Annotated in this window: 25 protein-coding genes; 17 read left to right on the top strand and 8 right to left on the bottom strand. The window is 64.0% G+C overall.

From position 1 onward, the window contains the following. Positions 1–33 precede the first annotated feature (33 nt). The 4 genes from NKH38_RS04595 (at position 34) to NKH38_RS04580 (ending at position 4,139) form a co-directional block, all read left to right on the top strand. Complete coding sequence (locus NKH38_RS04595; RefSeq protein WP_023687112.1) at positions 34–702, top strand: GntR family transcriptional regulator; 669 nt, start codon at positions 34–36, stop codon at positions 700–702. A 349-nt stretch (positions 703–1,051) separates the two neighbouring features. Then, a complete protein-coding gene (locus tag NKH38_RS04590; RefSeq protein ID WP_023826012.1) occupies positions 1,052–1,645 on the top strand; it encodes a biotin transporter BioY in 594 nt (197 codons plus the stop codon). A gap of 109 nt (positions 1,646–1,754) precedes the next feature. Next, complete coding sequence (locus NKH38_RS04585; RefSeq protein WP_023692103.1) at positions 1,755–2,171, top strand: DUF1284 domain-containing protein; 417 nt, start codon at positions 1,755–1,757, stop codon at positions 2,169–2,171. Positions 2,172–2,363: 192 nt separating this feature from the next. Continuing rightward, positions 2,364–4,139, top strand: coding sequence for a tetratricopeptide repeat protein (locus tag NKH38_RS04580; RefSeq protein WP_023692102.1), 1,776 nt, complete (start codon positions 2,364–2,366; stop codon positions 4,137–4,139). Positions 4,140–4,343: 204 nt separating this feature from the next. Here NKH38_RS04580 and NKH38_RS04575 read toward each other — a convergent pair whose 3' ends face one another. Beyond that, a complete protein-coding gene (locus tag NKH38_RS04575) occupies positions 4,344–4,805 on the bottom strand; it encodes a GNAT family N-acetyltransferase (RefSeq protein WP_023687114.1) in 462 nt (153 codons plus the stop codon). Positions 4,806–4,981: 176 nt separating this feature from the next. Here NKH38_RS04575 and NKH38_RS04570 point away from each other — a divergent pair, with 176 nt between their 5' ends. From NKH38_RS04570 to glyS, 3 genes are all read left to right on the top strand, one after another. Next, on the top strand, positions 4,982–5,926 hold the full coding sequence (locus NKH38_RS04570; RefSeq protein WP_352760800.1) for a glycine--tRNA ligase subunit alpha: 945 nt from the start codon (positions 4,982–4,984) through the stop codon (positions 5,924–5,926). Positions 5,927–6,323: 397 nt separating this feature from the next. After that, the gene (locus NKH38_RS04565; RefSeq protein WP_023668463.1) at positions 6,324–6,725 is read left to right on the top strand and encodes an endonuclease domain-containing protein; all 402 of its coding nucleotides are present in this window, start codon (positions 6,324–6,326) and stop codon (positions 6,723–6,725) included. Between the two features lie 306 nt (positions 6,726–7,031). Beyond that, on the top strand, positions 7,032–9,500 hold the full coding sequence (glyS, locus tag NKH38_RS04560; protein ID WP_352760796.1) for a glycine--tRNA ligase subunit beta: 2,469 nt from the start codon (positions 7,032–7,034) through the stop codon (positions 9,498–9,500). A 120-nt stretch (positions 9,501–9,620) separates the two neighbouring features. Here glyS and NKH38_RS04555 read toward each other — a convergent pair whose 3' ends face one another. Both NKH38_RS04555 and NKH38_RS04550 read right to left on the bottom strand, forming a co-directional pair. Then, positions 9,621–10,004 (bottom strand): hypothetical protein, encoded by a 384-nt coding sequence (locus tag NKH38_RS04555; protein ID WP_245270717.1) that lies wholly within the window; start codon positions 10,002–10,004, stop codon positions 9,621–9,623. Between the two features lie 165 nt (positions 10,005–10,169). Then, the gene (locus NKH38_RS04550) at positions 10,170–10,622 is read right to left on the bottom strand and encodes a hypothetical protein (protein ID WP_352760793.1); all 453 of its coding nucleotides are present in this window, start codon (positions 10,620–10,622) and stop codon (positions 10,170–10,172) included. A 371-nt stretch (positions 10,623–10,993) separates the two neighbouring features. On the opposite strand from NKH38_RS04550, the gene NKH38_RS04545 reads away from it, so the two are divergent. From NKH38_RS04545 to NKH38_RS04535, 3 genes are all read left to right on the top strand, one after another. Next, on the top strand, positions 10,994–11,959 hold the full coding sequence (locus NKH38_RS04545) for an L-threonylcarbamoyladenylate synthase (RefSeq protein ID WP_352760790.1): 966 nt from the start codon (positions 10,994–10,996) through the stop codon (positions 11,957–11,959). 18 nt (positions 11,960–11,977) lie between these two features. Further along, positions 11,978–13,408: an FAD-binding oxidoreductase gene (locus NKH38_RS04540; RefSeq protein ID WP_352760787.1), complete on the top strand. Its 1,431-nt coding sequence runs from the start codon at positions 11,978–11,980 to the stop codon at positions 13,406–13,408. Positions 13,409–13,592: 184 nt separating this feature from the next. Continuing rightward, positions 13,593–14,159: a DUF6101 family protein gene (locus tag NKH38_RS04535; protein ID WP_352498423.1), complete on the top strand. Its 567-nt coding sequence runs from the start codon at positions 13,593–13,595 to the stop codon at positions 14,157–14,159. Between the two features lie 173 nt (positions 14,160–14,332). Here NKH38_RS04535 and ubiA read toward each other — a convergent pair whose 3' ends face one another. Further along, positions 14,333–15,316: a 4-hydroxybenzoate octaprenyltransferase gene (ubiA, locus tag NKH38_RS04530; protein WP_023706640.1), complete on the bottom strand. Its 984-nt coding sequence runs from the start codon at positions 15,314–15,316 to the stop codon at positions 14,333–14,335. A gap of 51 nt (positions 15,317–15,367) precedes the next feature. Next, positions 15,368–16,279, bottom strand: a complete 912-nt coding sequence (locus NKH38_RS04525; protein WP_352760783.1) for a LysR family transcriptional regulator — start codon at positions 16,277–16,279, stop codon at positions 15,368–15,370. Positions 16,280–16,370: 91 nt separating this feature from the next. Here NKH38_RS04525 and NKH38_RS04520 point away from each other — a divergent pair, with 91 nt between their 5' ends. Together NKH38_RS04520 and purD are read left to right on the top strand one after the other, a co-directional pair. Beyond that, positions 16,371–17,165 carry a phytanoyl-CoA dioxygenase family protein gene (locus NKH38_RS04520; protein ID WP_352652549.1) on the top strand — a complete coding sequence of 265 codons (795 nt, stop codon included), beginning with the start codon at positions 16,371–16,373 and terminating at the stop codon, positions 17,163–17,165. Positions 17,166–17,298: 133 nt separating this feature from the next. Next, the gene (purD, locus tag NKH38_RS04515) at positions 17,299–18,585 is read left to right on the top strand and encodes a phosphoribosylamine--glycine ligase (RefSeq protein WP_352760779.1); all 1,287 of its coding nucleotides are present in this window, start codon (positions 17,299–17,301) and stop codon (positions 18,583–18,585) included. A 3-nt stretch (positions 18,586–18,588) separates the two neighbouring features. Here purD and NKH38_RS04510 read toward each other — a convergent pair whose 3' ends face one another. Then, a complete protein-coding gene (locus tag NKH38_RS04510) occupies positions 18,589–19,701 on the bottom strand; it encodes a glycoside hydrolase family 25 protein (protein ID WP_352760908.1) in 1,113 nt (370 codons plus the stop codon). 448 nt (positions 19,702–20,149) lie between these two features. Between NKH38_RS04510 and NKH38_RS04505 the strand changes: the two genes are divergently transcribed. Together NKH38_RS04505 and NKH38_RS04500 are read left to right on the top strand one after the other, a co-directional pair. Continuing rightward, entirely contained in the window at positions 20,150–21,919 is a 1,770-nt protein-coding gene (locus NKH38_RS04505; protein WP_352760776.1) for an acyl-CoA dehydrogenase family protein, read from the top strand. A 31-nt stretch (positions 21,920–21,950) separates the two neighbouring features. Then, positions 21,951–22,703 carry a crotonase/enoyl-CoA hydratase family protein gene (locus NKH38_RS04500; RefSeq protein WP_031197384.1) on the top strand — a complete coding sequence of 251 codons (753 nt, stop codon included), beginning with the start codon at positions 21,951–21,953 and terminating at the stop codon, positions 22,701–22,703. An 8-nt stretch (positions 22,704–22,711) separates the two neighbouring features. Here NKH38_RS04500 and pdxH read toward each other — a convergent pair whose 3' ends face one another. Then, positions 22,712–23,341 (bottom strand): pyridoxamine 5'-phosphate oxidase, encoded by a 630-nt coding sequence (gene pdxH, locus NKH38_RS04495; protein ID WP_081725434.1) that lies wholly within the window; start codon positions 23,339–23,341, stop codon positions 22,712–22,714. Between the two features lie 28 nt (positions 23,342–23,369). On the opposite strand from pdxH, the gene NKH38_RS04490 reads away from it, so the two are divergent. Together NKH38_RS04490 and NKH38_RS04485 are read left to right on the top strand one after the other, a co-directional pair. Next, on the top strand, positions 23,370–23,831 hold the full coding sequence (locus NKH38_RS04490) for an RT0821/Lpp0805 family surface protein (RefSeq protein WP_023687129.1): 462 nt from the start codon (positions 23,370–23,372) through the stop codon (positions 23,829–23,831). A 123-nt stretch (positions 23,832–23,954) separates the two neighbouring features. Continuing rightward, complete coding sequence (locus tag NKH38_RS04485) at positions 23,955–24,884, top strand: DnaJ C-terminal domain-containing protein (RefSeq protein WP_352760770.1); 930 nt, start codon at positions 23,955–23,957, stop codon at positions 24,882–24,884. 19 nt (positions 24,885–24,903) lie between these two features. Here NKH38_RS04485 and NKH38_RS04480 read toward each other — a convergent pair whose 3' ends face one another. Then, positions 24,904–25,539 carry a TetR/AcrR family transcriptional regulator gene (locus NKH38_RS04480; protein WP_023818972.1) on the bottom strand — a complete coding sequence of 212 codons (636 nt, stop codon included), beginning with the start codon at positions 25,537–25,539 and terminating at the stop codon, positions 24,904–24,906. Between the two features lie 187 nt (positions 25,540–25,726). On the opposite strand from NKH38_RS04480, the gene mddA reads away from it, so the two are divergent. Further along, complete coding sequence (gene mddA, locus NKH38_RS04475) at positions 25,727–26,461, top strand: methanethiol S-methyltransferase (protein ID WP_352760768.1); 735 nt, start codon at positions 25,727–25,729, stop codon at positions 26,459–26,461. Positions 26,462–26,612: the final 151 nt, after the last annotated feature.

Below are 26,612 nucleotides of genomic sequence, written 5' to 3'. Positions count from 1 at the left end.
ACAATCGGCAGCAGTGCAAATTATCTATAAAACATGGCAAAGACCGCAGACGACACCATCGCCGTGCGCATCAGCAAGGTGCTGGCGGATCGCATCATATCGGGTGCGATCGAACCCGGCGCCCGGCTGCGGCAGGATCACATCGCCGAGGAATTCCAGACCAGCCATGTCCCGGTGCGCGAGGCCTTTCGGCGCCTGGAGGCGCAAGGGCTGGCGGTCAGTGAGCCCAGGCGGGGCGTGCGCGTCGCCGCTTTCGATCTCGGCGAGGTAAGGGAAGTCGCCGAAATGCGGGCAGCGCTCGAAGTGCTGGCGCTGCGCCATGCCGCGCCGCATCTGACGGCTTCCATTCTCAACCTTGCCGAAGAAGCCACAAAGGCCGGCGACAAATCCCGCGATGTCCGCTCTTGGGAGGAGGCCAACCGCACCTTCCACCGGCTGATCCTGGCGCCCTGCGGCATGCCGCGGCTCATCGCCACCATCGACGATTTGCACGCCGCAAGCGCCCGCTTCCTGTTCGCCGCATGGCGCTCGGAATGGGAAATCCGCACCGACCAGGATCATCGCGCGATCCTGAGCGCGCTGCGGCAGGGCAATACCGAATCGGCCGCCGCCACGCTTGGCCGGCACGTGCAGTGGATCGGCCAGAAACCAGTCAAGACCGCGTCGGGCAAGATGCGCGAAGCGTTTGCCATCGTCGGGTAGGGACGAAGGGACAAGTCGTCGGATTCTGCGCGTAGCGATCCTTCACACCCCCCTCTGTCCTGCCGGACATCTCCCCCGCAAGGGGGGAGATCAACAGCTTTGCCGTTGCGTTAGTCCTGCAACGTCGGCCATTGGCGAAAGCAGAGGCGACATCCGATCTCCCCACTTGCGGGGGAGATGGCCGGCAGGCCAGAGGGGGGTGCTGTCCCGCCAGCCTTTCCAAATGTCCTTTATTCGACACGCAAGCCCAAGCCTTGTTAGGGGTGAGGGTTGCCATTCCCGCGCAAATATGGATTCGATAGATCGAACAACAAAATTATCTATAATTTCAAACCAGCTAGGAAGCACCATGACCGACATCGCCTTTTCGCCGTCCAAGCCGTCCTTCAGCCCGTTGCGCCTGCAAACCCGCTCGCATAGCTGGCAGGCCGCGGCCGTCGTCCTCGGTACGCTGTTTCTGGCGCTGTTGTCCCAGATCGAGGTGCCGATGGTGCCGGTGCCGGTCACCATGCAGACCTTCGCCGTGACGCTGGTCGGCGCACTTTATGGCTGGCGGCTTGGCGCCATGACCATCATCGCCTGGCTCGCCGAGGGCGCCGTGGGCTTTCCTGTCCTGTCCGGAGGGGCAGCGGGCGCGTCGTATTTCGTCGGGGCAACGGGCGGTTATCTCTTCGCCTTCCCGCTCGTCGGCGCGCTTGTCGGCTGGCTGGCCGAACGCGGCTGGAACGGCAACCGCGTGCTGCTCGCCTTCGCCGGCATGGTCCTCGGCAACCTCGCCTGCCTGGTTCTCGGAACGGCCTGGCTCGCCGTCATGATCGGCCTCGAACAGGCCATCGCCTTCGGTTTCCTGCCGTTCCTCGTCGGCGGCCTGCTGAAATCGGCGCTCGGCGCCGCGACGCTCAAGCTGTTTTGGAGCAACAAGGCGGACCCGGCAGGAGCATGATCCCGAAAAGTGGAGTCCGGTTTCGGAAGAGATCATGCTCAAACAAAAAGATGGAGCCCCATCCCGATACCATCGGGATGGAACAGGCTCCGCTGGCGCGTCCTGACCGATGACCGTCCGGCTGCGCTCCCACCATCTGCTTTGCCTGCTGACCTATATCGGCGAAGGGTACAGCGCAGCCTTCGTCGCCAACTATGACGTGATCGCGAAACGTCTGGGCCGGGGCGAGGATATTCTGATCGTCTCCGGCCCCGACGACATCTGTCGGCCGCTGCTCGGCGAGGCCGAGCCCCACTGCTTGCGCGAAAGCGCCGCAGGCCGGGACGAACTGGCAGCACGCGATGTCGGCAAGCTGCTGGCCCGGCCCATCGAGGCGGGCGTCCGTTTCAGCCTCGACGCGGCAACGCTTGCCGCCTTGCGCGCGGCCTTTTCAGCCGGCGTGACGCGTGAGGCCTGCCAGGGTTGCGAGTGGGCCGGCCTGTGCAGCACGATAGCGGCACGCGGATATCGCGATGTCAGGCTGTAGCTCCCAACCCCGATCTGCTATTATCTCGAACCGACAGTGTGTGTGTCGCCATGGTTTGTTAATCGGGTGACCCGATTGTGAATTCGGCCCGGATTGAAGCCTGACCCCAAAAAGGCCATGCTTGGTCAGGAAACATCGAGTCTATGGCTTCTCCGCGCCGACGCGGGATGGCGCTTGGCTGAAAGGGATACGATGCGGCAAGGACGTGCGCGCTGGCTCGCGGGGCTGGCAATTATGGCAGGGATGGCGATTTCTCCATTGCCTGCCTACGCCAAGGAATCGACCGACCCGGTCAAGATCACCTCCTTCTCGGGCGCCTATCTCGCCGCCCGCATCGCCGAAGGCGACAACGACCTCGACAATGCCATCGCTTATTACAAGCAGGCGCTCGCCTTCAATCCCGGCGACACCTCGCTGCAGCAAAGCCTGATGCTGTCGCTGATCGCGCAAGGCCGCTTCGAGGAATCGCTGGTCTATGCCGACAAGCTCAAGGCAGTTCCCGACGTCGAGCGCTTCTCGCGTCTGGCTCTGGCGGTCGATTCCTTCCACAAGAAGGATTTCACCAAGGCGCAGTACTGGCTCAAGCTGTCGCTCGAATCCGATCTCGACCGGCTGATTTCCGGCGTCATGTCCGGCTGGGCACAAGAGGGCGCCGGCGACCCCACCGGGGCGATGGCCTCGATCGACAAACTGCAGGGGCCTGACTGGTTCGGCCTGTTCAAGTCCTTCCACCGCGCGCTGATCGCCGATGCCGCAGGCCTATCGGACAAGGCCGACGCGCTTTATGACGCGACCCTGACCGACGTCACGGCCGGCGGTGCCGCGCCCGAGACATGGATGCGCAACGCCCAGGCCTACGCGTCTTTCCTGGCGCGCAAGGGAAACAAGAACAAGGCGCTCTACGTGCTCGACAAGGCCGAGGCGTTCGCGCCCGGCAAGCTCGACATCCAGGCGCTTCGCGACAGGATCAGCAAGGGCGACAAGATCGAGCCCTTCGTCGCCAGTCCCTCCGAAGGCGCCGCTGAAATCCTGCTCGACCTCGCCATCGCGCTCAATCGCGGCGGCGGCGAGCCGTTCGTGCGCCTCTATCTGCAATATGCGCTCGCGCTCAAGCCCGACAGCGACGCCGCTTTGGTGCAGCTTGCCGCCGTTGCGGAGCAGCTGAAGGACGGCGAAGGCGCCATTGCGCTCTATAGCCGCATTCCAGCCTCCTCGCCGCTGAAGGAGCTTTCCGACCTGCAGCTCGGCCTCAACCTTGCCGATCTCAACCGTCACGACGAGGCTATCGCCCATCTCAAAGCATTCGTCGAAGCTCACCCCGATGACATGCGCGCCTATCTGGCGCTGGGCGGGGTCTATGCCTCGAAGGAGGATTTCCGCTCCGCCGCCACTCTCTACGACAAGGCGGTCGCGGTGCTGAAGACGCCGACCAATGCCAACTGGAACATCTACTATCAGCGCGGCATCGCCTATGAGCGGCTGAAGGAATGGCCGAAGGCCGAACCGAACTTCCTCAAGGCGCTTGAGCTGTTCCCCGACCAACCGCAGGTGCTGAACTATCTCGGCTATTCCTGGGTCGACATGAACATGAACCTCAAGGAAGGCCTGGCGATGATCCAGAAGGCCGTCGACCTCAGGCCGAGCGACGGCTACATCGTCGATTCGCTGGGCTGGGCCTATTTCCGCATGGGCCGGTTCGACGACGCCGTGCGCGAAATGGAGCGCGCCGTGTCGCTCAAGCCGGAAGATCCGGTGCTCAACGACCATCTCGGCGATGCCTATTGGCGCGTCGGCCGCAAGCTCGAAGCCACTTTCCAGTGGAATCAGGCGCGCGACCTGAAGCCGGATCCCGATGTGCTTGCCATTTTGCAGCAGAAGCTGATGAAGGGCCTGCCGCCGATCGAATCCAACACGGCGCAGGAAACCCCGAAGGTCAAGCCGGCCACCCCGCCAGCGCCGAAGGGGTGATCGGGCCATACTTCTGATGAAACGGGGCTCGCTGAGCCCCGTTTTTCGGCTTGGCGTCTTAGAGCAATTCCAGGAAAGTGTGCGCGGTTTTCCGTTCGGAATTGCGACAGAAACAAAGAGATAGAGACGCCCTATCGCGATCGTCATTCTATGGCGGAGCAAGGAGCGAAGCGACGCGGCGCAGACCCAGCGTTGGCGCTCATTCTAGAACAGCTTTCGGTAGACGACGAACCCCGAGAGATCGCCGATCTTGTCGTAGAGCTTCATCGCCGTGTGGTTGGTTTCGTGTGTCAGCCAGTAGACGCGGCTGGAGCCTGCGGTTTGCGCCCTGGTATAGACGTCTTCGATCAGTGCCCGGCCGACGCCCTTGCCGCGCGACGCCTCATTGGTGAAGAGATCCTGCAGATAGCAGTTCGGCGAAATCGCCGTCGTGGTGCGGTGGTAGAGATAGTGGACAAGGCCGAGAAGCTTGCCTTCGCTCTCGGCGACCAGCGCATGCATCGGCTCATAGGCATCGAAGAAGCGCGACCATGTCATTGCAGTGATGTCACCGGGCAGGGCGGTCTCGCCCGAGCGGCCGTAAAACGCATTGTAGCCGTCCCACAGCGGCAGCCATTGCTCGTAATCCTCTCGGGTGACGGGGCGTACGGTGAACTGGCCTTGCATGGCTGAACCTTTGTCGTTGAAGCTGGGCGAGCAAACGGCCACCGGCACCGTCCGGCAATGGGCCAGTCCGAAGCAAAGCGTTCAACCTCTCATCAAGGCGGCGATAGGCGCTGCCTTGACGCCTACCGGCCCGGCAACTAGGGAATGGCATCATTTCAGCGCTTTCCGAGGCCGCCGTGACGTCAGACAGTCCAGCCCATATGCATCCCAGCCGCTCGTTCCAGGGGCTGATCCTGACCCTGCACAATTACTGGGCCGCCTATGGCTGCGTCATCCTGCAGCCTTACGACATGGAAGTCGGCGCCGGCACCTTCCATCCGGCCACCACGCTGCGCGCGCTCGGGCCCAAGGGCTGGAACGCCGCCTACGTCCAGCCCTCGCGCCGGCCCAAGGACGGCCGCTACGGCGAAAACCCCAACCGGCTGCAGCATTATTACCAGTACCAGGTGATCCTGAAGCCCAACCCGCCGAACCTGCAGGAACTCTATCTCGGCTCGCTCAAGGCGATCGGCGTCGATCCGTTGCTGCACGACATTCGCTTCGTCGAGGACGACTGGGCAAGCCCGACGCTTGGCGCCTGGGGGCTCGGCTGGGAGTGCTGGTGCGACGGGATGGAAGTGTCGCAGTTCACCTATTTCCAGCAGGTCTGCGGCATCGAATGCGCGCCGGTGGCGGGAGAACTGACCTACGGCCTGGAGCGGCTGGCCATGTATGTGCAGGGCGTCGACAATGTCTACGACCTCAACTTCAATGGCCGAGAAGGCGCCGAAAAAGTCACCTATGGCAATGTCTTCCTGCAGGCCGAGCAGGAATATTCCAGGCACAATTTCGAATATGCCAACACCGCCATGCTGCTCAGGCATTTCGAGGACGCCGAAGCCGAATGCAAGGCGCTGCTCGCGGCCGGCGCCCCGGCTTCGAACGACAATCTGCCGATGCACCGCATGGTCTTCCCGGCCTATGACCAGTGCATCAAGGCCAGCCACGTCTTCAACCTGCTCGACGCGCGCGGCGTGATTTCGGTGACCGAGCGGCAGAGCTACATCCTGCGGGTGCGCAATCTGGCGAAGGCCTGCGGCGAGGCGTTCCTCCAAACCCAGGCCGGCGGCCTCGCCGCCTGAGGCTCACTTCATCATTTCGAGGGAAATGTTGATTGGGGCCAACATCGGGCCAGTCGACCCCGCCATGGTCCGCATAGCCTGCCGTACGCCCGGCATCGAGAAGGCGCCATGCACCTGCGCGGCGAAACAGGCGCTAAGCGCGATGATCTGGAGAAGTCTCGATGCCGTTTTCATGGTCGTTCAGCCAATAGGTCCCTGCCTGAGCGTTGGTCGCTTCAGCGCTGCGTTTGGTTCATGGAAATCTTTGATCCAAGGACGGGCGGGCTGGTTGCGGCCCGACAGGGGCGGTCAAAATTTCTGGAAACAGCGGTCAGCCGAGTTGCTATGCCCTCTTACCTCCCCCTAGATGGGGGAGGTCGCCGCGAAGCGGCGGGTGGGGGTGACAGCGCGACGTTCCATGCCAAAACTCGATCGATTCAAGCTGCAGTCTGCGCAAAGGCTTCGCGCGGCGATGACCGACGAGGAACGCATCCTGTGGCGGCATCTGTGGCGCATTCCAGTAGAAGGCACTCATTTTCGCAGGCAGGCGTCGGTAGGCGTTTACTTCCCTGATTTCATCTCCCACCGGCTGAAGCTGATCATTGAGGTGGACGGTGCCCATCACAGCTTCGATGACCAGCAGCACCATGACGAGCGTCGAACGAAATGGTTCGAGAGCCAAGGCTACCGCGTCATCCGCTTCTGGAACCATGAAATCAAAAACGAACTGGATTCCGTGCTCGATACGATCTATGCGGCGGTGGAAGAACGAAAATCACACCTGCGTTTGCGCGATGGTGCCGAAGGTATCGGCGGCTGAGAGGTCGCCACCCCACCCCGGCGCTGCGCGCCGACCCTCCCCATCGAGGGGAGGGTGGGAGCCTGACCATGCCTGATCTGCTTCTAGAACTCCGCTCGGAAGAGATCCCCGCCCAGCCGCGCGTCCGCAGCGCCGGAGGCGCGAGGACGCGCAATCAGGAAGAAGGCATGCGGGTGGAGAAACTCTGATGCCTGATCTTTTGCTAGAACTTCGCTCCGAGGAAATCCCCGCCCGGCCGCGCAACCGCAGCGCCGGAGGCGCGAGGACGCGCAATCAGGGAGAAGGCATGCGGGTGGAGAAACTCTGATGCCGGATTTGTTGCTGGAACTCCGCTCCGAGGAAATTCCCGCCCGCATGCAGCGCAAGGCGGCGGGCGATCTCAGGAAGATGCTGACCGACGGTCTGGTCGAGGCGGGTCTGACCTATGACGCCGCGCGCGAATACTGGACGCCGCGGCGCCTGGCGCTCGATGTCAGGGGCCTGACCGCACGCTCGAAGGATATCCACGAGGAGATCAAGGGGCCGTCGACGACGGCGCCGGAACAGGCGGTGCAGGGTTTTCTGCGCAAGGCAGGCCTTGCCTCGGTTGCCGAGGCGCATGTCCATTCCGATCCGAAGAAGGGAGATTTCTACGTCGCCCATATTTCGAAGCCGGGCAGGGCGGCGGAAGAAATCGTCGCCGAACTGGTGCCGGCCATCATCCGCAGCTTCCCGTGGCCGACATCGATGCGCTGGGGGCCGGCTTCAGCCAAGCCCGGTTCGCTGCGCTGGGTGCGGCCGCTGCAGACGATCCTGTGCACCTTCGGCCCGGAGACCGAGGAGCCGGTGGTGGTCGATTTCGAGATCGATGGCATCCGCTCGGGCAATATCACCTACGGCCATCGTTTCATGGCGCCGGGTGAAATCACCGTGCGCCGCTTCGACGATTACGTGACCAAGCTCGAAGCAGCCAAGGTCGTGCTCGATGGCGACCGCCGCAAGGAGATCATCCTTGCCGACGCCCGCAACCTCGCCTTCGCCAACGGGCTCGACCTGGTCGAGGACGAAGGGTTGTTGGAAGAAGTGTCGGGCCTGGTCGAATGGCCGGTGGTGCTGATGGGCGAATTCGAGCAGGCCTTTCTTGCCATTCCGCCCGAGGTGGTGCGGCTGACCATTCGCGCCAATCAGAAATGCTTTGTCACCCGTCCGCAAGGCGACGGCGAAAACCTTTCCAACCGCTTCATCCTCACCGCCAACATCGAGGCGAAGGATGGCGGCAAGGAGATCGCGCACGGCAACGGCAAGGTGGTGCGCGCGCGCCTGTCGGATGCGCTGTATTTCTGGCGGACCGACCAGGGCGATCTGCCCGATCTCGAGCAGCTTGAAGCATCGGCGGAAAAGTTCGGGCTCGATCTGAAAAAGCCGCTCGACCAACGCATGGCCCGCCTCGACCATCTCGGGGTGACTTTCCACGCCAAGCTCGGCACGCAAGGCGAGCGGGTAGAGCGCATCAAGCGGCTGGCGGAGGAACTGGCGCCAACAGTGGCGCAGTCGATCTCCCCCCTTGAGGGGGAGATGGCCGGCAGGCCAGAGGGGGTCGCTTCGGCTGCCGCGACGCCGTCCGGTCTCTCGAAGAAAGAGGGAGTTGGCGCTCCACGCGAGACGACCCCCTCTGTCGCCTTCGGCGACATCTCCCCCTCAAGGGGGGAGATTACCGCGCTCGCCGCTCGCGCCGCTGTGCTGGCCAAAGCCGACCTCACGACCGAAGCAGTGGGCGAGTTTCCGGAACTGCAAGGCGCCATGGGGCGCAAGTATGCGCTGCTGCAGGGTGAGCATCCGTCCGTGGCCGCGGCGATCGAGGAACACTACAAGCCGCAAGGTCCGTCCGACCGCGTGCCGACCGATCCGGTGTCGATTGCCGTCGCACTCGCCGACAAAATCGATACGCTGGTCGGGTTCTGGGCGATCGATGAAAAGCCCACGGGCTCGAAGGATCCTTACGCGCTGAGAAGGGCCGCACTGGGCGTGGTGAGAATCCTGATCGAGAATGGGATCTCACTGCCGCTGACATCGCTCTTCGACAGTGCCTATCAAACGGCGAGTTATCTCGCGTCCAAGGCTGGACGGGCCTTTGGCCCCGACCTCCTCGCCTTCTTCCACGACCGCCTGAAAGTCTATCTCCGCGACCAGGGCGCTCGGCATGATCTCATTGACGCCGTGCTGGCAGGTGGTGGAAGCGCGCCAATCTCCCCCCTTGTGGAGGCGGCGAAGCCGACAGAGGGGGGCGCTGTCCCGCCGACCTCTCATTCTGGCGCGCCCCCCTCTGCCCTGCCGGGCATCTCCCCCACAAGGGGGGAGATCGGCCAATCGCAGTCGGACGACCTCCTGCAGATCGTGCGTCGCGTCGAAGCTCTAGGGTCCTTCCTCGACACCGAGGACGGCAAGAACCTGCTCGCCGGCGCCAAGCGGGCGGCCAACATTCTGGCTGCCGAGGAGAAGAAGAAAACGCGCGTCGCCGCGACTGTTGAGCCGGCGCTGTTTCGCGAGGAGGCCGAGAAATCGCTGTTTGCGGCGGTGAATCAGGCGGAGAGAGAAGCCGGCGAAGCGATTCAAAACGAAGACTTTTCCGCCGCCATGCTGGCGCTTAGCGTGTTGCGTGAAGCGGTTGATTCATTCTTTGAACGCGTTCTCGTGAATGATGAGGACCAGGCCGTGCGCGCCAACCGCCTGGCGCTGCTGGCTCGCATCCGCACGGCCACCGATCAGGTCGCGGATTTTTCCAGGATAGCTGGCTAAAGGGCAGATAAGCCCGAAGACAGCGACGACAAGGGCGGTGCTCACACGCCGCCCTTCTTGTCCGGAACCAACGTGTCAGTCTCGAGGCTGACTCCGTCAGTCCTCCCGAGGTTGACGAAATCAATCCTCCAGAATGCTGACATGCACGCTGTCTGAATAGACGTCGACCTGGATCAGCGGCTCGCCATTGACGATGGCGTTCCGTGTCGAGGAGCTCATCGCGCCACCGCGCTTCAGCATGCGTTCCAGATACGCGCGATCATCATTGCTGCGGAACCAGTCATCGCCCTGGTCGCCGGCATCGCGCCGGTGGAACTTGTGCCAGTTGGCACGGTCCTGCCGCACCATCTGTGCTGCGCTGCTCAGCTCATAGCCGTCGCTGGCATGGTGGTCGCGATCGGAAATGCGCGCGACGTAGGACCCTAGCTCGTCACCGGCCTGCGCGCCGCCGACACCTATAGGTGACGCCAGCAACAGGCCGGCAATAGTCAAAGATTTCGTCATGTTCATGATAACCCCTCGCTCTCCTAGAACCCGGCGCGCTCATGCCAAACCCGATTGGCGAAATTGGGGCCGCCGCCGCCAAGCCGATCGTGCGCCGGGGCGTCGATCGGCGTCAAGCGGAATGGATCGGCCGACTGTCTTGGCCGACCGTCTTGGCTGAATGGCCTACTCGGCTTTGCCGACGCCCTCGATCGGCTGCTGCGGTGTTGCTGCCGGCTGCGGCGCTGCCGGTTGCGACTCGGGCTTGCCGTTCGATGCCGTTGCAGTTCCTGCTGGTGCGGTCTCTGCCGTCGTCTCCGCTGCCGGCGCTGAAGTGCTCGCACTGGCCGGAGCCGGCGCGGCGAAGGCACCGCCGACGACGCCGCCGCGAATGATCATCGGGTCCTGCCTAGGCTTTTCGGGGATCGCCGCGACCTTTTCATAAGTCACATCGGGCTGGGCATCGCCGAGCGCGACGATCGATGGCGACGAGGCGGTCCTGACCGGTTCGGATCCGCCAACCTTGATGACTGATGGCGTCGAGGTCGAGACGCCGAGAAAGACGATCGACGAGGCGTGCGCCCCACCGGTCATCGCCGCCAGGGTGAAACCAAGCGCTCCAAGCACACGCATCGACATCGAAACCGTCCCCTTGCCCGACAAGCCGCCAGCCCTAACCGCAAATAGCCTTAACCCCAGTGGATTGATGCCGGCTTGCAGGGAAACATAGCATTTTAGGCATTGATAATTCGCCAAAGCCGGCTTGCCCGAAAACCACTGCCGTATTAGAGCAATTCCAGGAAAAGTGAGTAGCGGTTTTCCGTCCGGAATTCCGCAAAAACAAATACTTAGAGCGTTTCAGCGAACCGCTGAACCGCTCTAATGCATGTCGCTCAAAAGTGGCCCCGGTTTTGAGAGAACGACATGCATCAAACAAAGACCTAAAGCGCGTCGCATGAATCCGGTTCAGCGCGACGCGCTTTAGGTCCGGTGCCTGTGAGGTGAAGCGAGTGGCTGAGATACTATCCGTCGGCGAAGCGATGGAGCAGGCGTTGGCGCTGCTTGAGGGCGGCGACGTCGTCGCCATCCCGACGGAGACCGTCTATGGACTGGCCAGCGACGCGACCAATGGCGTCGGCGTCGCCCGCATTTTCGAAGCCAAGGGCCGGCCGCGCTTCAACCCGCTGATCGCCCATGTCGCCGATCTCGCGATGGCCGAGCGCATTGCGATCTTCGACCCGCTTTCGAAGCGGCTGGCCGAGGCGTTCTGGCCGGGGCCGCTGACGCTGGTGCTGCCGCTCCGACCCGGCAACGGCATCCATCCGCTGGTCACCGCCGGGCTCGATACGATCGCGCTGCGCATGCCGAGGGGCTTCGGCGGCGAGCTGATCGCCAGGCTCGGCCGGCCGCTGGCCGCGCCCAGCGCGAACTCTTCGGGCAAGATAAGCGCGACGACAGCGCAAGCCGTGGCGGCCGATCTCGGCGCCAAAATCCGGCTGGTGGTCGATGGCGGCGCCACCCCGGTCGGGCTGGAATCGACCATCGTCAAGGTCGAAGGCAACAGCGTGCGGCTGCTGAGGCCAGGCGGCATCGCTGCCGCCGATATCGAGGCCGTCACCGGCATCAAGCTGCAGCGCGGCGCGACAGCCGGCATCGAGGCACCCGGCATGCTGGCGTCGCATTATGCGCCGGGCGCCGCGGTGCGGCTCGACGCGCAAAACGTGGTTGAAGGCGAGGCCTTGCTGGCCTTTGGCGTCCGCCGCGCCGAAGGCTGGCAAGCGGCGGCCGCCTTGCGCAACCTGTCGGCATCAGGCGATTTGCGCGAAGCCGCAAGCAATCTGTTCGCGTATTTGCAGGAACTCGACCGCAGCGGTGCGGCGACGATCGCCGTCGAGCCGATCCCGTTCGATGGGCTCGGCGAGGCGATCAACGATCGGCTGTTTCGTGCCGCTGCCCCCCGTGACAAGCTCGGCTGAGCGCCATAGTTTGCGCCCATGAACGACTCCCCCTTCGATCTCGATCCCGCCCTCATCGACCGCTTCACTGCCATTGTCGGCGAAAAATATGCACTGAGCGACCAAGCCGATATTGCACCGTATCTTACCGAGCGGCGCGGTCTGTGGCATGGCAGGACCGCCTTGGTGCTGCGTCCCGGCAGCGTCGACGAGGTGAGCCGTATCATGCGGCTGGCGAGCGAGACGGGAACGCCGGTCGTGCCGCAAAGCGGCAACACCGGGCTGGTCGGCGCCCAGGTGCCTGACGCATCCGGCCGCGAGATCGTGCTTTCTTTGTCGCGGCTGAACCGCATTCGCGAGATCGACGTCTTCTCCAACACGGTAACCGTCGAGGCCGGCGTTATCCTGCAGACGCTGCAGGAAGCGGCCGATGCCGCCGACCGGCTGTTTCCGCTGTCGCTCGCCGCGCAAGGGTCCTGCCAGATCGGCGGCAATCTCTCGTCCAATGCCGGCGGCACCGGCGTGCTTGCCTATGGCAATGCGCGCGAACTCTGCCTCGGCGTCGAAGTGGTGCTGCCGACCGGCGAGGTCTTCGACGATCTGCGCAAATTGAAGAAGGACAACACCGGCTACGATCTGAAGAACCTGTTCGTCGGCGCCGAAGGCACGCTCGGCATCATCACCGCAGCGGTGCTGAAACTGTTTCCCAAGCCCAAGGGGCGCGAAGTGGCCTTTGCCGGCCTGTCGTCGCCGGAAGCAGCGCTTTCGCTGTTCAGCCTGGCGATGGACCGGGCAGGGGCGGCACTCACCGCCTTCGAGCTGATCGGCCAGCGTCCGTATGATTTCACGCTGCGCCATGCGCAGGGCGTCACGCGGCCGCTGGCGCAGGATTGGCCATGGTATGTGTTGATGCAGGTGTCGTCGGGCCGTTCGGCCGAGGACGCCAGGGGGCTGATCGAAGAAGTGCTGTCGGCAGGCCTCGAACAAGGCATCGTCGGCGACGCGGTGATCGCGGCCAGCCTGGCGCAGGGCGACGCGTTCTGGAACTTCCGCGAGGTGCTGCCGGATTCGCAAAAGCCCGAAGGTGCTTCGATCAAGCATGATATTTCGGTGCCGGTGGCATCCATCCCGGCGTTTATCGAAAAGGCGGCCGGTGCAGTGGCTTCGGTCAGTCCGCAGGCGCGCGTGGTCTGCTTCGGTCATATGGGCGACGGCAATCTGCACTACAACATCTCCCGGCCGGAGGGCGGTGACGACGAAGCGTTTCTCGGCCTCTACCACGCCATGAACCATGCCGTGCACGATGTCGTGCGCTCCTTCCACGGTTCGATCTCGGCCGAGCATGGCATCGGCCAGTTGAAGCGCGACGAGCTGATCGCCACCGCGCCGCCCATGGCGATCGAGCTGATGCGCCGGGTGAAGGCCGTCTTCGATCCGGCCGGCATCATGAATCCCGGTAAGGTTATCTGATCCTTTCAACATTTTGTGGCTGGTCTCATTCCGATAACCATCGCCTGAGATCAGCAAAATTTAACTGACTTTCTTAAGCCGGGCGGCAGAAGCTCGCGCTAATGTTTCACACAACGAGGCCGGGAAAACTGGCCCGGTGGGATCCGTGAAAGCGGCTCTCAGGAGAAACACAGGAAGGCAGCAGATGAACAGTGTATTGAAGCCCGTCTGGGCCGGGCGCAACATGCGCCTCGACCCATTCCGCCTGCCGCAAGTGGTGAGCTATGCCACGCGCGACGACTATGGCGACGTTACCTTCACCATCGACCAGCGCGGCGCCGTCATCCGCCGCACGCTCGAGATGAGCGGCGTGCCGGCGATCATCGCGCTGCCCGCCAACGCGTTTCGCGGCGTCGCCGCCCGCGCGATGGAGGATCCGGAAGGCAATGTCACGGTAACCCTGGAACTCCTACACAACGACCCGATGCTGTCGGTGCCGCTGCTGGTGGCCGACGATCTCGAAGACGTCGCCGCCGACTGGCGCGCCTGGGCCGATGCCTATCGGCTGCAGATGCTTTTGATCGAATCCGACGGAATTGCCCGCACGCTTGAGGAATCGCTGGGCGCCGCCATCAAGGCGCTGCCGGCCAAGGATCGCCGCAAAGGCCGGGTCTCGACCACGCGCCGCCCGCGCTTCCTCGCCCGCCGCAGGGCCGGCAATCTCGGGCTGAGGCTGGTGATCGACGGCCAGGAGATTATTTCGAGAGAATAGAGCGCTCTTCTCCTTCCCCCCTTGTGGGGGAAGGTGGATTGCCGCGAAGCGGCAAGACGGATGAGGGGTGTTCCAGGGAACGCCAACGCCTCACTCCGCTGGAGCACCCCTCATCCGTCTCGGCGCTGCGCGTCGATCCACCTTCTCCCACAAGGAGAGAAGGAAGAGGGAGCCTACACCAGCGGCTTTAGCGCCACCCACAGCGCACCGCCGATCAGGCCGATGAAGATCAACCAGCCGACCTGGTTGTTGGATTTGAACAGCCGCAGGCATTGATCGGGATCGTCGATATCCAGAACCGCTATCTGCCGCGCCATATGGGCGCCGGCGGCGATCAGCCCGGCCAGCGCCACCACCGGCACCTGCGCCGAGGCGAAGGCGATGGCGAAGCAGACCAGCGTGCCGCCATAAAGCCCGACCAGCCAGGTCTTGGTGTTGTCGCCGAACAGCCGCGCCGTCGAGCGCACGCCGACGATGGCGTCGTCTTCCTTGTCCTGATGTGCATAGATGGTGTCGTAGCCGATCACCCACAGGATCGAGCCGATATAGAGCATGATGGCCGGGCCATCGAGATCGCCGAACTCGACCGCCCAGCCCATCAGCGCACCCCAGGAGAAGGCGAGCCCGAGCACCAATTGCGGCCAGTTGGTGAAGCGCTTCATGAAGGGATAGACGGCAACGATGACCAGCGAGACGATGCCGAGCGGAATGGCGAAGTCGTTGAACTGCAGCAGCACGACCAGGCCCAGCAAGGCCTGGATGACCAGGAACGCCCAGGCTTGGCGGCGCGTCACCTTGCCGGCCGGCAATGGCCGCGAGCGCGTGCGCTCGACCTTGTTGTCGATGTCCTGGTCGACAATGTCGTTATAGGTGCAGCCGGCGCCACGCATGGCGACGGCGCCGACAAAGAACAGGAACAGGAACCACGGCGACGGCAGCAATGTGAGCAACGGGTCTGCCGGGCGGGGATAGGCGCTGGCCGCAAGCGCTGCCGACCACCAGCAGGGCCACAGCAGCAATTGCCAGCCGATCGGCCGGTCCCAGCGCGCAAGCTGCGCGTAAGGCCACAGCCAGCGCGGCAATATCTTGTAGACCCAATGGCCGCTCGGCGCGTCGGCGACGCGGCCCTGTGCGGCTTTCGACTGGATGGTTTCCATCGTGCTGGAGTGGCAGCAGCGGCGTGCGCCGTCAAGCGGCCGCATTGTCGCTCAGGCGGTGAAAATATCGTGGCTGGCAAACCATGCCTTCGCCACCTCCGTGAAGGCCAGCGCCGCCTTCGACAGCCTTTGCCTTGTGTCATGGGTGAGGATGATGCGCTGCATCGGCAGCGGATCGGACAGCGGCTTGCAGACCAGCGGCAGCCCGTCATAACTCCTGTCGCCATAGGGCCTGGTGTAGCTCACCGCGACGCCGAAGCCGTTGGCGACCATGCTGCGCTGCAGTTCGAACGAACTCGCCGTCGATTGCGAGACCGGCGACAGGCCGCGGCTGAGGAACAGGTCCAGCATATGCTGCCAGCTGTGCGGCTGGTCGGTGGTGATCAAGGGATGGGTCGCCAGCTCCGCCAGGCTGACGCTCGCCTGGCTGGCCAGTGCGTGGCCTTGCGGCAGAAGCGCGTGTGGCCGCAGCTCATGCAGCAGGATGCGGGCGAAGTGCGAGGGCAGGCCGAGATCGTAGGTCAGGCCGAGATCGATTGCCGCATCGCCGAGCCGCCGGCCCAGCGTCTCGAAGGTCTCGTCGCGGACCACCACGGTGACCGCCGGGCAGCGTTGCGAAAAAGCGCGGATCAGCGCCGGCGCGAAATAGGGCGCCAGATCCTCGAAACAGCCGAGCACAAGTTCGCCCCCGACATCGGCGTCGCGCGTCCCGAGCCCAACCAGTTCGTCCGCTTCGGCCAGCACCTGCTTTGCCTTCGCCACCGCGCTGCGGCCGAACGAGGTCAGCGCAATGCCGCTGCCGCGCTGGCGCACGAACAGTTTCTGGCCGAGCGTCGCTTCGACATTGTCGATCGCCACCGAGATCGACGGCTGTGAGACGTTCAGCATCCGCGCGGCCGCGGTGACGCTGCCATGCCGTGCGACGGCGACGAGGTAACGCAGCTGGGTGAGGGTCAGATTCATAGTCTAAAACTATAAGAGAGATGAGAAGTTATTATTTTACGCGATGTGCGGCGACTGCGATAGTCGGTCATCGAAACAGGGAAGACATGAGATGGCCGCCAGACATATTGATGCCGCAGCGATTGCCGACTACCAGCGCGACGGCGCGGTCTGCATACGCGGCGCCTTCAAGGACTGGGTCGGCACCATCGCCGCCGGCATCGAGCGCAACATGCAAAACCGCAGCGCCACGGCTTCGGACATCGCCAACGGCAAGGGCAGCTTCTTCGACGATTACTGCAATTGGGAGCGCATTCCCGAATTCGTCGACGTGGTGCGCAATTCCCCGGCCGCGGAACTCGCGGCAGCGGCGATGCAGTCGCGCAGCGCCCAGTTCTTCCACGACCATGTGCTGGTCAAGGAACCGGGCACGCAAAAGCCGACGCCTTGGCACCAGGACATCCCGTATTACTTCGTCGATGGCACCCAGACCGTCAGCTTCTGGATTCCGATCGATCCGGTCAAGGAAGCGACGCTGCGGCTGATCGCCGGCTCGCACAAATGGGACAAGATGATCCTGCCGGTGCGCTGGCTAGATGACAGCAATTTCTATGCCGGCGAGGGCGACTACCTCCCCGTGCCGGATCCAGACAAGGACCCGTCGCTGAAGGTGCTCGAATGGGAGATGGAACCGGGGGACGCCATCCTGTTCGACTTCCGCACCGCGCATGGTGCGCGCGGCAATCCGACCGCGGCGCGGCGCCGGGCGCTGTCGCTGCGCTGGGTCGGCGACGATGCGCGCTATGTCGAGCGCCCCGGCCGTACCTCGCCGCCCTATGCCGGCCATGACATGAAGCCCGGCCAGAAACTGCGCGAGGACTGGTTTCCAGTGGTCTTCCAGAGCTGATACCGGCCGGGGACGCCGTGCTCTCGGCGCGACGTTCCCGTGCGCAACCGGTATGGCGCAAGGTAAAACTCTTGACCCGCGCCGCCCGGGGCAATAGCGCAGTCCCTGTCGTGAAATGACAAGGGACATCGGCATGCGCGTTTTGTTAATCGGCTCCGGCGGCCGCGAACATGCCCTGGCCTGGAAGATCGCGGCCTCGCCGCTTTTGACCAGGCTCTATGCCGCGCCCGGCAATCCGGGCATCGCCCACGAGGCCGAACTGGTCAAGCTCGACATCGCCGACCATGCCGCTGTTGCCAGCTTCTGCCAGGACAACGCGATCGATCTCGTCGTCGTCGGGCCGGAAGGGCCGCTGGTCGCCGGCATTGCCGACGATCTGCGTGAGCAGGGCATCCGCGTCTTCGGCCCGTCGAAGCGGGCAGCGCGGCTCGAAGGCTCGAAAGGTTTTACCAAGGACCTTTGCGCCAAATACGGCATCCCGACCGCCGCCTATGGCCGCTTCACCGATCTTGCCTCGGCGAAAGCCTATGTCGAAAAGGTCGGCGCGCCGATCGTCATCAAGGCCGACGGGCTTGCCGCCGGCAAGGGCGTCACCATCGCCATGACGCTGGATGAGGCGCAAGCCGCGCTCGATGCCTGTTTCGACGGCGCCTTTGGCGACGCCGGCGCTGAGGTCGTGGTCGAGGAATTCATGACCGGCGAGGAGGCGAGTTTCTTCTGCTTGTGCGACGGCACCACGGCACTGCCCTTCGGCACCGCGCAGGACCACAAGCGCGTCGGCGACGGCGACACCGGCCCCAACACCGGCGGCATGGGCGCCTATTCGCCGGCGCCGGTGATGAGCCCTGACATGGTCGAGCGCACCATGCGCGAGATCGTCGAGCCGACCATCCGCGGCATGGCCGAGCTTGGCGCGCCGTTCGCCGGCATTCTCTTCGCCGGGCTGATGATCACCGACAAAGGGCCGAAGCTGATCGAATACAACACCCGCTTCGGCGATCCCGAATGCCAGGTGCTGATGATGCGGCTGAAGGACGATCTGCTGGTGCTGCTCAACGCCGCCGCCGATGGCCAGTTGGCGCACAGTTCGATCCGCTGGCGCGACGATGCCGCGCTGACCGTGGTGATGGCGGCACAGGGCTATCCCGGGACGCCGGAAAAAGGCTCGGTCATTCGGGGTCTCGACGAAGCCGCTGGCGAAGGCGTTGAGATTTTCCATGCCGGCACTGCCATCAATGGCGGCGCGCTGGTCGCCAATGGCGGCCGCGTGCTCAACGTCACGGCATCAGGCAAGACGGTGGGTGAAGCGCAATGCCGCGCTTACGCCGCGCTCGACCGTATCGACTGGCCGCAAGGCTTCTGCCGCCGCGACATAGGCTGGCAGGCGGTGGCGCGGGAAAAGGCCAGCGCCGCCACATAAGCCTCAGCGCTCGCGAACCAGTTCCGTCGAAGCGGTGCTGACCGGGTCGGCGGCCTGCGAGAAGGCGGCCTCGAGCAGAGCCTCCGAACGATACGTGGTCCGCTTCCAGGCGACATACTCGGCAATGCCGAAGCGCGCGCGGCGCGGCACCGTCTTGACCACCGGCATGCGGAAGGCGGCGCGGAATGTCTGCCAGCGCGCGCCGAGCACCGCCACCATTTCCTCGACCGTCGGTGGCGTCGCCACATCGGCGTATGTGATGGTGACTTTGCCGGCGAGCCCGGCCGCGCGCGACACCGGCACCGGTATCGAGGCGAGGTAGTCGGGCGGCACGTCGATCAGGCCGCCGAAGGGCCATTGCTGGCGCAGTGCCGCCGCGTCCATCGGCGCGACGTTGACGTCGATGTCGTAGGGCGTGCCGGCGACGCGGTAGGGGCAGCGCAGGCGCCCGCAATTGGCCTGCGCCGAGAACTGCCACAGCGCATAGCCCTGCCAGTTGCCCATCGGAAAATGCACGTCGATGTCGGGCTTGTAGCGCGCATACCAGAGCGGCAGCCGCGACAGCAGACGGTATTGGTAGCGGTTGTCGGCGATGTACTGGGCGGTCTTGCCGTTGGTGTAGAGGATCGGGAAACGGCCGAGGCGCCGGTGCACCTGGCGCACGAATTCCTCGGCATCCTCGAGCGACATCCATTGCGAGGGGTCGTTGCCTTCGAGATCGAGGGCGAGCAGATCGTCAGGGGCTGGCTCGGCGAAATCGATGAAACTGTTGGCCTGCTCGAGCGGATTGCCGGGGCGGGCAAGATGATACGCGCCCCATTTCAGGCCGAGCGCCTTGGCCACCACCTTGCGCGTCTGAAACAGCTCGCGCGTCACCGCAAAGCGTTTCCACAATGTCTTGCAGAGTTTGACCGTAGGCTCGTCGCCGTAGCAGAAATAGGGCGGCGGCAGCCCGTCGGAGGCCTTGTTGATGAAGCCGACAATGCGCTTGTCGGTGGCAAGCTGCGCCCAGTCGATGGAATTGTATTCATAGGCGTCGACCACCAGCGCGCGGTCGCCATCCCGCCAAGGCTCGGAAAAGTCCGAGGCTGTAGCCGCTGACGTCAGCGCCATCATCGCCGCGAGAGCGATCGCTGAGCGGCGAAGAAGATGCGCCGGCGTTTTCAAACAGGGGATCCCCGCTGACCAAACACCGATGGTGGACCGGTATGGTTAAGGAAGTGCTTTCGGGCAGGAGTCCTGTCGCTCTCGCGATTTCTTCATTCTATGGCGAAGCAAGGAGCGAAGCGACGCGGCGCGGACCATAGTATGCATTCCGCGACTTCGAAGCGTTGCCACGGCGCGGAATTCTGCACCGTTGCGCCCCTAGCGCGAGGTCGCGACATGGTACTCGGCGTCCGCTACGGTCCCGCTCCACCTGTGGACGACGAAGTTCGATGAAAATCCGCGTGACAAAGTTTGACGTTTACGTAAAAAGAACGCCGGAGGCCGCCCAGAGGCGGATGGTTTTGCATCGGCCCGGGTCCTAGGATCGAGCGGTCGGAGCAGCGGAGGAGAAAGCGGCATGTACAAGGCCCCGGTCGACGACATTTCGTTCACGCTCAAGCATGTCGCCGGACTCAAGCCGGCGCTCGACCGCGGCGCGTTCGGCGACCTCGGCGAAGACCTTGTCGACGCCATCCTGTCCGAGGCCGGCCGCTTCGCCAGCGAGGAAGTGGCGCCGCTCTACAAGATCGGCGACGAGCACGGCGCGGTGCTGAAGGATGCAGCCGTGACCACGCCGCCCGGCTGGAGGGCGCTTTACCGCAGCTGGATCGGCGGTGGCTGGAACGCGCTGTCCGGACCGGAAGAATTCGGTGGCCAGGGCCTGCCGACCATGCTCGGCGTTGCCGCGCTCGAAATGTGGAACTCCGCCGCCATGGCCTTCGGCATCGGCCCGACGCTGACCATGGGCGCCGTCGAGGCGCTGGACAAGCATGCCTCCGAAGCGCTGAAGGCAAAGTATCTGGCAAAGCTCGTCTCCGGCGAGTGGATGGGGACGATGAACCTGACCGAGCCGCAGGCCGGTTCCGATCTCGCCGCTCTGCGCACCCGCGCCGAGCCTGCCGGCGACGGCACCTACCGCATCTTCGGCCAGAAGATCTTCATCACCTATGGCGAGCATGATTTCACCGACAACATCATCCATCTGGTGCTGGCGCGGCTGCCGGATGCGCCGGCCGGCACGCGCGGCATTTCGTTGTTTTTGGTGCCGAAATTCCTGGTCAATGATGACGGCTCGCTCGGCGCCCGCAACGACGTCTTCTGTTCGGGCCTCGAGCACAAGCTCGGCATCCATGCCTCGCCGACCTGCACCATGATCTATGGCGACGGGTTCCAGGGTGCTGCGCCCGGCGCCATCGGTTGGCTGATCGGCGAGGAGAACAAGGGGCTCGCCTGCATGTTCACCATGATGAACAACGCGAGGCTTTGCGTCGGCATGCAGGGCGTGGCAGTGGCCGAAGCCGCGACGCAGAAGGCGATCGCCTATGCCAATGAGCGCCGCCAGGGCAAGGCATCGGACTTTTCAGGCGCCGGGATGGCGCCGATCGTCCATCACCCCGACGTGCAGCGCAATCTCTTGACCATGAAGGCTTTGACCCAGATCGCCCGCGCCATCTCGTATTCCTGCGCCTATGCCATCGACTTCGCGCGTGTGTCGACAGGCGAGGAGGCCGCGCATTGGCGCGATCGCGCCAATCTGCTGACGCCGCTGGCCAAGGCCTTTTCCACCGATATAGGCGTCGATGTCGCATCGCTCGGCGTCCAGGTCCACGGCGGCATGGGCTTCATCGAGGAGACGGGCGCGGCCGCGCTCTATCGCGACGCCCGCATTGCGCCGATCTATGAAGGCACCAACGGCATCCAGGCGATCGACCTTGTAGCCCGCAAATTGCCGCTTGGCGGCGGCGAGCATGTGCATGGCTATATCGCCGAACTGAAGGCCATCGCCGACGAGGTGCGGACCTCGAACCTGCAGGGCTTCGGCCGCACCGCCGAAGCGCTTGACCAGGCGTTCGACGATCTCACCGAGGCGACGCGCTTCCTGCAGAAGCTGCTGGCCGACGGCCGTCTGGACGAAGCGCAAGCCGGTGCGACCCCCTATCTCAGGCTGATCTCGCTTGCTGCCGGCGGCGCTTATCTGGCGCGTGGCGGACTTGCCCAGCAGAGCCGCATCGCCCTTTGCCGCTTTTTCGCCGAAAACCTGCTCGGCGAAGTCAGCGCCTTGAAGGAACGCGTCATCGATGGCGCCGAGAGCCTCGCTACCGCCGGCAAGGCGCTGATAACGGCCTGAATACCAGAGCGCTCACCAGGGAAGAATGACCGTGACAGACCATATCCTCGTCGAGCGCCAGGGCGCCATCCAGATCATCCGCATGAACCGTCCCGACAAGAAGAACGCACTGACGCGCGCCATGTACGCGACAATGTCCAAGGCGCTGGCCGATGGCGATGCCCACCCGGCGGTTCGCGTCCATGTCTTCCTCGGTGTGCCTGGCGCCTTCTCTTCCGGCAACGATCTCGCCGATTTCCTGGTCATCGCCACCGGCGGTGAGGGCGGCAACGAGGTCTGGGACTTCCTGATGGCGCTGGCCAAAACGGAGAAGCCGATGGTCTCCGGCGTCGACGGCATTGCGGTCGGCATCGGCACCACGCTCAATTTGCATTGCGACCTGACTTTCGCCACGCCGCGCACTGTGTTCCGCACACCCTTCGTCGACCTCGGCCTGGTGCCGGAGGCGGGCTCCAGCCTGCTGGCGCCGCTCATCCTCGGCAGGCAGGGCGGCTTCGCGCTGCTTGGGCTCGGCGAAGGTTTTTCCGCCGAACGCGCCAAGGCCGCCGGCCTGATCTATGAGGTGGTCGAGGAGGACGGGCTAGAAGCCGCGGTACTCGCAGCGGCCGGCGCGATCGCCGCCAAGCCGCCGCAGGCGCTGAAGATCGCTCGTGACCTGATGCGCGCCCCGCGCGACGAGCTTGTCGCCCGCATCAAGGTGGAGAGCGAGCATTTCTCCGAGCGGCTGAAGTCCGACGAAGCGCGCGCCGCGTTGACGGCCTTCATGACACGCAAGAAGGCCTGAACCTCTCCTCAGGGATAAAGCCGTGTCTTGTCCCAGCCGCCTTCGGCGTTGCGCGAAAAGACCAGCCGATCGTGCAGCCGGAACGGCCGGTCGTGCCAGAACTCGATCGCCTGCGGCACGATGCGGAAGCCCGACCAGTGCTTTGGCCGCGGGATTTCGCCGATAGGGTAGCGCGCCGTGTATTCGGCCACCGCCTTCTCCAGGGCAAAGCGGCTTTCCAGCGGCCGCGACTGTTTCGAAGCCCATGCGCCGATCCGGCTGCCGCGCGGCCGCGTCGCGTAATAGGCGTCGGCTTCAGCGTCGCTGACGATCTCCACCGGACCGCGTATGCGCACCTGGCGGCGCAGCGATTTCCAGTGGAAGCACATCGCCGCCTTCATGCTGCCAAGAATCTCGCGGCCCTTGGCGCTCTCGAAATTCGTGTAGAAGACAAAGCCGCTTTCATCGAAGCCCTTGAGCAGCACCATCCGCACATCCGGCATGCCGTCGGCATCGACGGTTGCAAGTGCTACGCCGTTGGCGTCGTTGATTTCGCTTTTCTTGGCGTCCTCCAGCCACTCAGCAAAGAGCCGGAACGGCTCGGCGGCTTCGGTAAAGTCACTACTTGTTAACTCAGTGTCACTCATAGTTTTTCTCAAATTGTCTCGAGCTTCAGGAGGTTGCCGATTGTCGCGTATCGCGCAAGCTTTTGACAGCGGGCAATGGAGCGTTATCGCTTCGGCCAGTTCGAAAGCCGTGATCGTGATTATCGCACTGCCGCTTGCCGCCTGCGGCGCCGGCGGCTTCAGCCTGGAAAAGGCCGAGGTCGATCGTTCCATCGTCACCTCAAGCGCGCCGGCCAGGGTGACATCGACGGACGCCGACAGCGCTTCCGACCAGACCACGATCGGCAATGCGGTGTCTTCGGCCGACATCGAGGAGCTTCGCGGCCAGGCCGTGCCGTGGGCGAATGCCGACACCGGCTCGCGGGGCTCCATCACCGAACTCGCCGAAGTGCAGGACAACGGCCAGGCCTGCCGCAGCTTTACCGCCTCGCGCGAAAGCTTCGACGGCGTCGCTTTGTTCAAGGGGCAATTGTGCATCGCCGCGGCCGGCGGCTGGCACATGCAGGACTTCAAACCGCTCTGATTTTCGAGGTTTGCGGGCATCGCAATTTCAACCCTCGATAAGCCTGCGCGCCACTGGAATTTCTTCCTATGGGAGCGCATATAAGGGCCAACGTGGATTTAACTCATTTCCAGGGCAGGACGCATGCGCGACCCCTATGAGGTGCTGGGCGTTGCCAAGAACGCATCGGCCAAGGACATAAAATCGGCTTACCGCAAGCTCGCCAAGAAGTATCATCCGGACCAGAATCCGAATGATCCCAAGGCCAAGGACCGTTTTGCCGCCGCCAATCAGGCCTATGAGGTCGTCGGCGACGAGAAGAACCGTGCGGCCTTCGACCGCGGCGAGATCGACGCCGACGGCAAGCCGAAATTCCAGGGCTTCGAGGGCGCAGCCGGCGGCGGCGATCCGTTCGGTGGCTTCCGCCGCCAGCAGGGCGCCGGCGGCTCGCGCTTCGAATTCCGATCGGGGCGTCCGGGCGGCGATCCGTTCGACGGCAACAGCGATATCTTCAGCCAGATCTTCGGCGACGCCTTTTCCGGCGCGCGCGGCGCCGGAACAGGCGACCGCCGCCAGCAGGCGACCGCCGCCGATCTGAACGTCACGCTCGACGTCACCATCGAGGAGATAGCGACCGCCGAAAAGGTGACGGCGATGTTCCCCGACGGCCGCAAGATCGCGGTCAAGCTGCCGGTCTATGTCGAGGATGGCCAGACCATCCGGCTGAAGGGCCAGGGCGAGCAGGGGCCGGGACAGCCGGGCGATGCGCTGGTCAAGATCCGTATCCGCAGGCACCCGCGCTACCGCATCGAGGGCCGTGACTTGCATGCCGATCTGGAGGTAGCGTTGGCCGACGCGGTGCTGGGCGCCAAGGTGCCGGTCGACACGCCGACCGGCAAGCTGGCGGTCAACATTCCGGCCTGGTCGAGTTCCGATAAGGTGCTGCGCCTGAAGGGCAGGGGCTTGCCGGAAAAGGCCGGCGGCCATGGCGATCTCTACGCCCATGTTCGCATCATGCTGCCGGAAGGCGGCGACAGCGAACTCGAAGCGCTGATGCGCAGCCGCAAAGGCTGACGCGGCTCGACTTCGCTGGCTAACTGCCGGGCGCCACTTCCTCCATCCGCCGGATGGTTTCGCCGAAGCGGCGCAACGCCTGCCGCACCGGGACATGCGGGCTCTCGATCTCAAGCAGGATCATCGTCTCGCTGCCGAGGAAGGCGGCGCTGACCAGGCTGGTTACTTCGGCGGCGGAGAATGGCCCGAGGCCGCCGAACCGCCGCTCCGCCTCTTGCGCCAGTCCGTCCAGCAGTTCGAACCAGCCGCGCAGGTCGCGGCGCACCGCCTTGGCGATCTCGGGGCTCGACAGGCTTGCCGCGATCATCTCGTGCAGGATCCGGACATAGCCGGACGCCAGATCATCGTCGAGGAAATCGCAAGCGCGCTCCCAGCGTTGCCACAGCGGCATCGGTGCCGCAAAAGTCTCCGCCTGGCGCTTCAGCAGGCCCTCGTTCAGATGGTCGAGCAGGGCCAGGAACAGCCGTTCCTTGGAGCCGAAATGGTAATGGATCTGGCTGAGCGGAACGCCGGCGATCTCGGCAACGCGGCGCGTCGACAGATCGGCATAACCGCCTCGATGGAGGCATAACTCGGCAGCCGAAATCAGTTCGGCGCGCGTGTCGCGCTTTTGCTTGTTCTGCGGCGGGGTAACGGCTTCGGCAGCGTCCGTCATGCGGCGTGGCTGCCGCTGGTAGCGGTGCAATCTGGGCGGATCATAGCTTCTCCTGTCGGGGGCTGGACGTCCCTCCACTCTATCTCGGTCGAGCGACCGATCAAGTTGACTCGTCAGAGAATTTATGGTTTTTGACACTGAATTCGGTCGACCGACCGAATCCTGATGCTTGCATGGAGGGGCAGTCATGGCGGGCGTAATCACCCTTATCTACGGCGTTGCCGCATACCTGATTTTTCTCGGTTCGTTTCTCTATGCGGTCGGTTTCGTCGGCAACATGGTCGTGCCGAAATCGATCGATTCCGGAGTCGCTGGAAGTCCGGTCGAAGCCGTCATCGGCAATGCACTGCTGCTCGGCCTTTTCGCCGCCCAGCACAGCATCATGGCGCGGCCGGTTTTCAAGCGCTGGTGGACACGGATTGTCCCGCACGCGGCCGAACGCAGCACCTATGTGCTTTTGGCCAGCCTCATCCTGCTGCTGCTCTACTGGCAATGGCGGCGGATTCCCGGTCTCGTCTGGACGGTCGAGAACCCGGTCTGGGTCGCCGTCATCCATGGCGTGTTCTGGCTCGGCTGGGCGGTATTGTTGACCAGCACCTTTCTGATCAACCATTTCGAACTGTTCGGCCTGCGCCAGGTTCTCGCCGCTTTGCGCAAGAGCGAACCGGCGCCGCCCGTGTTCAGGACGCCGCTGTTCTACAAATGGGTCCGGCACCCGCTCTATGTCGGCTTCCTCCTGGCCTTCTGGGCGACGCCGTCCATGACATGGGGCCATCTCCTGTTCGCGGTGGGCAGCACCGGCTACATCTTGCTCGGCATCTTCCTCGAGGAACGCGATCTCGTCGCGATGTTCGGCGATCAGTACCGAAGCTACCGCAAGCAGGTGGGAATGCTCATTCCCTGGCGCAAAATGGCTGGATAGGGCCGATGCGTTGCCGGCCAGCCGATTCGGCTGGTCGGCCGGGCCTGGGCCATCAAGGCGCGCTGGCCGCAGTGAGGCGTTCAAATCTCACAACAACCTTATTATCCCCCATTCGTTGTCACGCCGAGTGTCTGAATTGAACGCGCGCCCC

Origin of the sequence: Mesorhizobium sp. M1078 (assembly GCF_040318615.1) — a bacterium.
Lineage (GTDB): Bacteria > Pseudomonadota > Alphaproteobacteria > Rhizobiales > Rhizobiaceae > Mesorhizobium.
This window is presented reverse-complemented; position numbering and strand designations above follow the sequence as displayed.